We start from the raw sequence: 8474 nt of genomic DNA on the forward strand, positions 1-8474 counted from the left end.
GCCGTGAGAGCCTCACGCTCACCGGCCACGCGCGGGATCCGCGGCCGATCATCGTCAGCCCAGGTGGGCGAGAAGTCGTCGTCGGTCAGACCGGACTCCGACCGACCCGCGCCCTCTGCTGGGGGATCGCTCATGCACCGCATGCTGCCATACCGAACACGGCTGTCTCGCCCTCGCGATCCGCCGCTCGGTCTCGGCGACCGACCATTCGACATCGCTCATAGCTAGATCAGGCCGTCCCATTTGCCGAACCGGATACGGCGACCAGCCCGGCCCGAGGCGGTCTCGAACAGTCTCCGGGGCCGTCCGTCCCGGATGGGAGTGCCCTACGGGACACCCCGGACGTGCCCTGCGTCGCGTCACCGATTGCCGATCGGCTTTCGGTGAGCGGGTCGTCATGGGTGCCCCGTATAGAACACCCGTGTGGGACGGTTCCGGAGATCTGAGCGTGGAGCTCCGATTTGCCGATTGCCGTCGCCGGTGACCGTTCCTCAACTGGGACGGGCGTCGCAGGTGGTGAGGCACGGCGCCACCGCCCCTGTGGCGGGCAGGGTCATGCTTGGCCGGTCGGCGGGTGGACTTCCCCCGTTGCGGAGCAGGATGCTTGGTTTACGGTGGCCATGGGCCGGTGGCTTGCCGATCTCCCCAGCGGTGCCCGCAGGGGTCGGTGATACGGCCCAGTCGGCAGCAGTGCTCGTCGCCGATCGGCGAGGTGACGCTCGCGCCGGCGCGGACTGCACGGCCGATTGGGGGTCCGCGACCGCGAGCTGGTTCGGCTGGTACCGCCCTCGATTGCGGTTGCGGTTGGATCGAGCCGCTCGTTCTCGGGGTCGGCTGCGGCGATCAAGCTAGAAGTGAGCCTGCCCGATGGCCAATTGGGTGAGGCTGTCCTTGCCATCGGCGACGCGGTGCACCACGTCGGCGCCGACCGCCCGCTGATAGAAGGCGATCGCTTCGGATGGGCGCGCGATCCATCGTTCGGGCTGGATGTCGCTGATAGTGAGTCCGAGCAGGTCGCGGTTCCCGGCAAGGCCGTGGTATGCACGCGTGCACCCGCCAACAGCAGTTCCGCGGCGACCCGCGCACGACGGATCTGGCCAGTGGTGTCGCCGGTGCGGGCGGTGGCCGATTGGAACCGGTGCTCCACGGTCTGGCCGGATGCGTTCACGCGGTGCCTGATGAGCGTTGCGGCCGCCACCGGGTCGCGGACGAGGCCGCTGCTGCCACGAGTCTGGCCACCAACGCTTCGGCGTCGTCGACGACCTCCCGTCCGGCCGGGTCGTGGTCGGCCGGACGCGAGGTCGTGGCGTTACGCCTCGGGGGTGATGATGACCAGCCCGGCCCGGGCCGCGCCAACGGGGGCGTTGAACCCCCCGTTGGCCCCGGCACCGCCAGTTCCTGCGAATCCCGGCTGACCGCCGCCGCCGCCACCAGTTCCGCCCAAGCCGCCAGTGCCGGGCGAGCCGTTCACTTTGGGCGCCGCGCTAATGGCGGTCACCGAGGATGCGGCGCTGCCTGCGCCGCCGATTCCGCCGCCGCCGCCGGCCGTTCCGTTCGGGCTGCTCCCGCCCGCGCCGCCGGACGCGGTCACCAGTCGCCCGCTGGTACCGGCAAACGTGCTGGCTCCGCCTGCCGTCGCGGCCAGCACGACGGCCTGGGCCCCGGAGGTGCACACCGACCCCGCAGCGCCCGCGGCCCCGATACGGATGGTGTAGGCCGTGCCCGGTGTCACCGGGACACTGGCCCGCACGTCACCGCCTTGGCCACCACCGCCGGCGCCCGAGCCGCTGCACGTGTTGGCGGCCACGGTGACGCTGCCGCCGCCGCCACCGCCGCCGATGGCCTCGACCAGAACGCGGTGGACGCCGGCTGGGTCGTGGAAGTTTCCGCTGGCGGTGAAGATCTGCGGAGCGCTGGTGGGAGTTTTCGCAGGCCCGCGGGCAGGGATCGAACCGCCTGAGGCGGGGGTGGACGGGTGAATCATCGTGCCGGTGCCGCAGCCGGTGGCCAGCAGGACGATGGCGGCCGCCGCTGTCATGGTGGCCGGACGGATTGCCTTCATTCGTAGCTCCTAATTGATGAGGTGTGGCCAATTGATGGGGTGTGGGAGCGGCCATCCGGCGCACTCCTGATGAGTGGCTGGCCACCTGCCCGTGAGCACTCGCCGACCGCGCCGGCCGGTCCGGGCCGACACTGCGGGCGTTGCGCATTCCAACGGATCTTGGCGTCGTGGCCGACGCAGCTGCGAGGTGTGCCGGGCCCAGCCGCGGCGGCCATGACGGCCGTGACGGCCAGTCCTCGGCTGATGAGGGGCGGGACGAGTCGTGGCTTCATAGGAGTCTCCTTGATCATCGGTTGTGTGGCCGGCCCAGTTGCTGGCGTAGACGCCGGCCCAAAGCCGTTAGAAGTGTCGGAATGTCGCTGCGGTGAGCGATCGATCCGTTACGTGACAACGATCAACTCGCTGTCTCACCTCGAGGATCCTCGCGACTGGTACCCGCACCCAAGGGTGCACGCAAGTGTCTTCTAGGGGGTGCTGACACCCCCTAGAAGACACTTGCGTGCACCCTTGGGCGACGGCCCGGCGAAGCGCAGCCTTTATCGAGAGCCCCAACGAGGGGGCCACCCCACCAAAGGAGTTACCCGATGTCCAAGCGCACCGCCCACCCTACGTTCCGTAGGGCCATGTCCACCGTCGCAGCCGTCGCTGCCGTGACTGCCGTCACCGGATTCAACCTTGGCGCACTGTCACCGGTAGCCAACGCCGCCACCCCTGCCGCCCACCACTACGCAAGTCCCACGCTTCACTTCAGCACCCACAACAACGCGGCTGATCCAACGTTCAACCAACTGCTGGGCATCAATGATCGAGGGGTCATGGCCGGCTACTTCGGCAGCGGCCAGCCAGGCCACCCGAACAAGGGCTACACCCTGTCCGGGGACCATGACCAGGACAACTACCGCAACGAGAACTTCCCCGGTTCGGCTCAGACCCAAGTCACCGCTATCAACGACCGGAACCAGACCGTTGGGTTCTGGGTCGACAGCGTCGGAAACAGCTATGGCTTCGCCGACGTCAGGGGCCACTTCACCGACGTCGTCGACCCGCACGGGCAGGGCGCAGCCGCGGGTGGTGCGACCACGGAACAGCTGCTCGGAGTGAACGAGCAGAACCAGGCAGTCGGGTTCTGGACCGACGCGAACGGCAACAACCATGGTTTCCGGTACGACTTGCGATCTCGGACCTTCCACGAGATCCACGTGCCCGGCCAGGCCAGCGTGATGGCCACCTCGATCAACGATCGCGGCGACGTTGCCATCTCCGCGTCCGACGGCAACACCCAGATGGCCTACCTGCTCCACCACGGTCGGGCCTACGCAGTCACCGCCCCTGGCGGCGGCAACATCCAGGCCTTCGGCATCAACGACCGCGACCAGGTCGTCGGTCAGTACACCGACAGCGCGGGTGTGGCTCACGGCTATGAGTGGAACCGCAGACATATCCGAACCATCGACGACCCCAACGGGATCGGCTCCACCGTGGTCAACGGGTTGAACAACCACGGTGATCTCGTCGGCTTCTACGTCGACGCGGCCGGCAACACCGACGGCTTCCTCGCCGCCACCAAGTAGGCCAACTGCACCCTCACCGGCCTGGGGCGGGCAACCATGCCGCACCCTGATTGCCCGCCCGAGGCACCGTGTTCCAAACCTCTGAGTTGGAGACGCCATCGTGTCCGTCCCTGCGCTCTCGTCTAGCTGCGCGGGGATCGCACCGCTAGCCCTCTCTCGGCACCGGAAGCCCCACGCCCCATCGGGAGGGTTGGGGGTGGACCACCACGCGCCTGCGCGCTGACACAGCAGATTCCGCGAGGGTGCCACCGATGGCACAGAGCCATACATCGGCGACAATCGTCCAGTCCTTGACTGACGTGTGCGGCGCGTAAGGTTGAGATACCCCGTAACCGCAAACATCTCGTTGCCCGTCCGGCCGCCGGGTCGGCACTCCGAAGCTCCCGCATGGCAAACGATCCCGTACCGCCCGCCTATCGGTGTACGGTCACGCTCCGCGTGACGATCGTCAGTCGGACATCAGTTCCGGGGCTTTGCCTGCCGGTCCTTCATTGCTCGTCCGGCAGGTCGACAACGGCGAGCACGGACTCCAGGCCGATGAAGTCGCTGCCGTTCCGGGTCAGCAGTATCAGTCCGTGGCGTGCTGCAGTCGCAGCGATTTGCAAGTCCATGCGGCGTGGCCGCGGGTTGCGGCCGTGCTGGCGCACCAAGCTGGCCAGCGCCCCGTAATACTCGGCCGTGCTCGCGTCGAACGACAGCACCTCGAACCGGTCCAGGGTCGCCTGCACGCGCCGGCGCCGGGACATCTGTGTCAGCGGGTCACTCGCGACGGCCACGCCGTACTGCAGTTCGCCGATCGTCACAGCCGAAACCGCGACCTCGTCGGCGAGCTCTGCGACTTGCGCTGCCGGGAAGTCGATCACCACCGAGGTGTCCAGCAGGGCACGACGCGGTCCGCTGGAGGTCAACGCCTCTGCCGGTCAAACGGGTCGGTGGGCTCATCCGGGCCGAAAATCTCGTCGTCGGCGGCCAGATCGTTTCGCCACGCCATCGGGTCGGGCACCGGCTCCGCGGCGAACGCCGCTGCCACCTCGGCGACCGGCACGAACCGCCGCAAGCCCGTATCGCGCTGATGTGGCACCACATCGGCCACCGGACGACCGTTGACGGTCACCACGAAGGACTCGCCGGCGGCCACCCGCCGCATGACCGCCGCATTGTCGTTGCGCAGTTCGGACTGCTGTATCACCACGCTCATAGCGATACTATAGCGTTCTTGTAGCGTCTCGTCGATCAGGTCCGTAGAGCGATCGTCGTACGGTGGTAAGCGATGCACGGATCGGAGGTGTGCCACATGGGTCCGCTCGGACGAAGCGTACGGCGCGCGATCAATCCGGTCTCGACCTGGCTCACCGAAGTGTGGTGGGGCATGGGACCGTGGCGCCAGGCGCCGCTGCGAGGGCCTGGCCCCATCGCGGGGGCGTTGTTCGGAGAGCCGTCGCCGGGCGACTGGGTGGTGCCAGCTGGGCAGCGGCCAGGCTGGCAGTGGCTACCTGAATACGGGGCAATGCCGAACCTGCATGCGATACCACGCTGGGCCCGCCTCTGGTACCGGATCCCGTTCATCGACCGATACGCCTACGAGTGGATGTGGTGGCACGGAGGCTGGAGCGTGCTCTTACCTGGCGACTCGCAACCCCTACCTCCGACCGATGGTGTCCGCGAACCTCGTCGTCCGACTCCCACACCGGCGCCAATGTCCGGTATGCGCGACGAAGCCTCCGGTGAATTCGCCAACTGACGATCGTCGTGTGGGACGAGACCGCGTTATGAGCGGGCAGGTTCGCTTCGGGTGGTCCGTGCTTGGTAGTCGCTGATTGCGAGGTCGAGGTCGTGTTCGGTGAATGCTGGCCACATCTTCTTGCTGACGTGAATCTCGGCGTGCTGGCTCTGCCATGGGAAGAACCCGGACATTCGTTGCTCACCGCTGGTACGGATGACTAGGTCGATGTCCTTGACAGGCCCTCCGGGCATGGCTGCGGTGATGGCGGCGGTGAGGTGATCGCTTTCGAGTACCTCCGTGGATGGGGACTTTCGCAGGACCTGTCGTACTGCCTGTGCGACCTCGTGCTTCGGGTCATACCCGATGGCAAGGGTCAGGTGCCCACTTCGACCAGCTGTTGCGGATTGGGCGTCACGCAAGGCGTCACGACAGGTGGACGGCAATAGCTCCAGGTCGCCGGCAATGTGCAACTGCCAGCGTCGCGAGTTCTGGACCTTCATCGGGACCACGGTCCGGATCAGTTCGAACAGGTAGTTGACCTCTGCGCTCTCGCGCTTGCGGATGTTGTCGGCGGAGAGCACGTACACGCTGGCGTGGTCGATGCCACGAGCGTGGAGCCAGTCCAAAAAATCGCCCAGGTGGTCGGCTCCGATCTTGTGCCCGATGCTGGGACTGGCGTATCCGGCGGCCCGCGCCCAGCGCCGGTTCCCGTCCATGATCAGTCCGACGTGGCGAGGCGCAACGCCGGTCCGACACTCGGCGGCATCATCCGGTTCTGCACCGTGTCGTGTCTTCACGCCATCAGTTTGCCTCGAAACGCGCATCAGGTACCCACCGACCGTTCATCGAGACCGCCCGTACTGAACGTTCGCCGAGGCCAACGAGTAGCCTCCCCAAATGACACAGGGTCTGTTGCCCGGGCAACCGGGGTTCGTTGCTCCGGAGCCGTCTCGTCGGCCCGTTCAGGTGCGGCGTACCGCCCGGGTTCTGCTGAGTGATGACGCGGGTCGGTTGCTGCTGTTTCAGGACTCGGACCTTGGCCTGACCCCGATCAGACGCTGGTGGATCACCCCCGGCGGCGGTATCGAGCCCGGTGAGACCGATACCGTCGCAGCTATCCGTGAACTCCAGGAGGAAACCGGATTGGTTGTCACGGCCGAACAATTGTCCGGCCCGCTCGCCGTGCGCCAGGTCATCCACGGTTACAGCCACGCGATCGTGCACCAGACGGAGGTCTTCTTCGCCCTGCGTGTCGAGCACTTCGACATCGATACCTCCGGCTACACCGAGGAAGAGCGTCGAACCATCGCCGCAGCCCACTGGTGGACGCGACCCGAACTAGAGCAAACCCCTCATGACGTCTGGCCGCGCAATCTCCTGGACTTCCTCGACCGACCACAACTGAGCCGAGACGTCGCTACCGACACCGCACCGGAAGAATCGAGTCTTCCGGTCAGCACGCACGGCCATCGACCACAGGCACGCGCCTGAGCCCCAGCTCGATCGACGAGCGCCTTTCGTCGGCCGAGACACTCCGGCCCGGGTTCGAACCGCCTCGGATCGATGGGTTTCGATGTATTCTCGAGTGCTGTGGGGAGCCTTGAAAGTGATGGATGGCCACCGGGGCGACTATCGACTACCCGACTTATATTGCGCGAGCCCGAGGCCGGCGACCGGTCCCGGTTGATCGACTGGGCATCCGCGGAGGTCAACCAGTACACCGGCGGTGCACGGCCTCGGGACGAGTTGGAAGCTGCGATGCCAGTCGAGCCGCGACGCAGGCCGGGTCTGTTCGTTGTTGAGCGTGATGGCGCGATGCTCGGGTTCGTCACGATCGACCGCCGCGACCGCGACAGGCTCGGACACGTTCTTCCTGGCGGGAACGAGGCCGAACTCGGTTACATGTTCCTGCCGGAGGCATGGGGACACGGAGTCGCGACCGAGGCGGCCGCAGGAGCGCTGCGATGGTTCGACTATGCGCACGGTGGCGAGCTGGTCGTTGTCTCGGCGCAGCTGGCCAACACGGCATCGATACGAGTCGCCGACAAGCTCGGGTTCGTCGAGACGGTGCGATTCGAGGATTACGGAGCGCTTCAGTGGCTGGGAGTGCGTCGCCCACCCAATCCGTAGGGAGCGTCCCGATCGCCGATCGCTCTACGGCGATCGTTCCTACAGCTGCAGGTGAATTCGCAGTGCGTCGTCAAGTGCCGCCATCACTTCGGCTGGCACCCGCCCGAGGACGGGGCCCAATCGTTCGGCGGCGATCGAGCGGACCTGCTCGGCCTGGGCTTTGGAATCCTGCCGCAGGCCAGTGGCGGTCGCGGGTAGCAGAGTCTGGAATGGGTAGATCCTGTCGGTGTTGCTGGTCACGGGTACAACGGTGACCACTCCCCGGCCGAGGCGCGCCACGACCAAGTTGGCGCGATCGTTGCTCACGATCACGGCTGGTCTTCGCTTGTTGGCTTCGCTGCCTCGGGCAGGGTCGAGGTCGACCAAGCGGATTTCACCGCGCAGCATCGGCGATCCCGTCGGCCGAGGTCGTATCCCACGCCTCCTGCTCGCCCGAGGCGGCCCACTCGTCCCACGCGGCCTCGTAGTCCTGCTCTAGCTGGGGCAGGCGCAACATGGTGATCGCACGGTGCAGGGCGGCTGACCTGGACCGAAGTCCCGCCGCACGCGCGAACTCGTCGAGGGCGGCCACGTCTTCTTCCGGCAGGCTCACACTAATTTTCATACCTTGATGCTACCTGAGTAGCACCTTCGATGCACAGCCAAATTGGCCCGTGCGCAAGCCCCATATGACGACCCCGGGTTCGAGCGGTCGTCGCAACACCCACTGAATCTATCGCCGGTCATGGTTCGGTGAACGGGATGGCTCCTTCCCTGTGGTTGCATGCGAGAAGGCGAATTCGCCGGTGATCTGGGAATGGGGAGTTCGTGTGAGGATCGGATCCGTGAAGCGGCCGAGACGTGTTGCTGTCATTGGCGTGGGCATCTTAGAGGTTCCGCGGATAGGTCATGGTCGGCGGGTTGGTCGAGTGTCCCAGCGGTGGGTGGTCCAGGCGGTCCGGATCAGGCGCCGGGTGATGATGATGGCGTTGGCCAAGGCGATCAGAGA

At 66.5% G+C, this 8474-nt stretch carries 9 protein-coding genes and 1 pseudogene; 3 read left to right on the forward strand and 7 right to left on the reverse strand.

Annotation, left to right across the window (positions count from 1 at the left end; genetic code table 11):
- Window positions 1-1309 precede the first annotated feature (1309 nt).
- Entirely contained in the window at window positions 1310-2062 is a 753-nt protein-coding gene (locus FGL98_RS24065; RefSeq protein ID WP_146321295.1) for a glycine-rich domain-containing protein, read from the reverse strand.
- A gap of 623 nt (window positions 2063-2685) precedes the next feature.
- On the opposite strand from FGL98_RS24065, the gene FGL98_RS24070 reads away from it, so the two are divergent.
- Window positions 2686-3633, forward strand: a complete 948-nt coding sequence (locus FGL98_RS24070; protein WP_222432393.1) for a hypothetical protein — start codon at window positions 2686-2688, stop codon at window positions 3631-3633.
- Between the two features lie 488 nt (window positions 3634-4121).
- Here FGL98_RS24070 and FGL98_RS24075 read toward each other — a convergent pair whose 3' ends face one another.
- From FGL98_RS24075 to uppS, 3 genes are all read right to left on the reverse strand, one after another.
- Window positions 4122-4541 carry a type II toxin-antitoxin system VapC family toxin gene (locus FGL98_RS24075; RefSeq protein ID WP_222432394.1) on the reverse strand — a complete coding sequence of 140 codons (420 nt, stop codon included), beginning with the start codon at window positions 4539-4541 and terminating at the stop codon, window positions 4122-4124.
- The gene (locus FGL98_RS24080; RefSeq protein ID WP_146317691.1) at window positions 4538-4831 is read right to left on the reverse strand and encodes a type II toxin-antitoxin system Phd/YefM family antitoxin; all 294 of its coding nucleotides are present in this window, start codon (window positions 4829-4831) and stop codon (window positions 4538-4540) included. The genes FGL98_RS24075 and FGL98_RS24080 overlap by 4 nt, the downstream gene beginning before the upstream one ends.
- Window positions 4832-5400: 569 nt before the next feature.
- Window positions 5401-6153, reverse strand: a complete 753-nt coding sequence (gene uppS, locus FGL98_RS24090) for a polyprenyl diphosphate synthase (RefSeq protein WP_186526366.1) — start codon at window positions 6151-6153, stop codon at window positions 5401-5403.
- Between the two features lie 169 nt (window positions 6154-6322).
- On the opposite strand from uppS, the gene FGL98_RS24095 reads away from it, so the two are divergent.
- Together FGL98_RS24095 and FGL98_RS24100 are read left to right on the forward strand one after the other, a co-directional pair.
- Complete coding sequence (locus tag FGL98_RS24095) at window positions 6323-6847, forward strand: NUDIX hydrolase (protein ID WP_425461026.1); 525 nt, start codon at window positions 6323-6325, stop codon at window positions 6845-6847.
- A 159-nt stretch (window positions 6848-7006) separates the two neighbouring features.
- A complete protein-coding gene (locus FGL98_RS24100; protein WP_246136728.1) occupies window positions 7007-7486 on the forward strand; it encodes a GNAT family N-acetyltransferase in 480 nt (159 codons plus the stop codon).
- 39 nt (window positions 7487-7525) lie between these two features.
- Here the strand turns inward: FGL98_RS24100 and FGL98_RS24105 are convergent, their stop codons facing one another.
- From FGL98_RS24105 to FGL98_RS24115, 3 genes and pseudogenes are all read right to left on the reverse strand, one after another.
- Window positions 7526-7873 (reverse strand): type II toxin-antitoxin system PemK/MazF family toxin, encoded by a 348-nt coding sequence (locus tag FGL98_RS24105; RefSeq protein ID WP_146321307.1) that lies wholly within the window; start codon window positions 7871-7873, stop codon window positions 7526-7528.
- The gene (locus tag FGL98_RS24110) at window positions 7860-8090 is read right to left on the reverse strand and encodes a ribbon-helix-helix domain-containing protein (RefSeq protein WP_146321309.1); all 231 of its coding nucleotides are present in this window, start codon (window positions 8088-8090) and stop codon (window positions 7860-7862) included. The genes FGL98_RS24105 and FGL98_RS24110 overlap by 14 nt, the downstream gene beginning before the upstream one ends.
- A 282-nt stretch (window positions 8091-8372) precedes the next feature.
- Window positions 8373-8474 (reverse strand): annotated as a pseudogene (locus FGL98_RS24115) (IS5/IS1182 family transposase); the annotation flags it as partial.

The organism is Leekyejoonella antrihumi, from assembly GCF_007845645.1.
In the GTDB taxonomy this organism is placed as follows: domain Bacteria; phylum Actinomycetota; class Actinomycetes; order Actinomycetales; family Dermatophilaceae; genus Leekyejoonella; species Leekyejoonella antrihumi.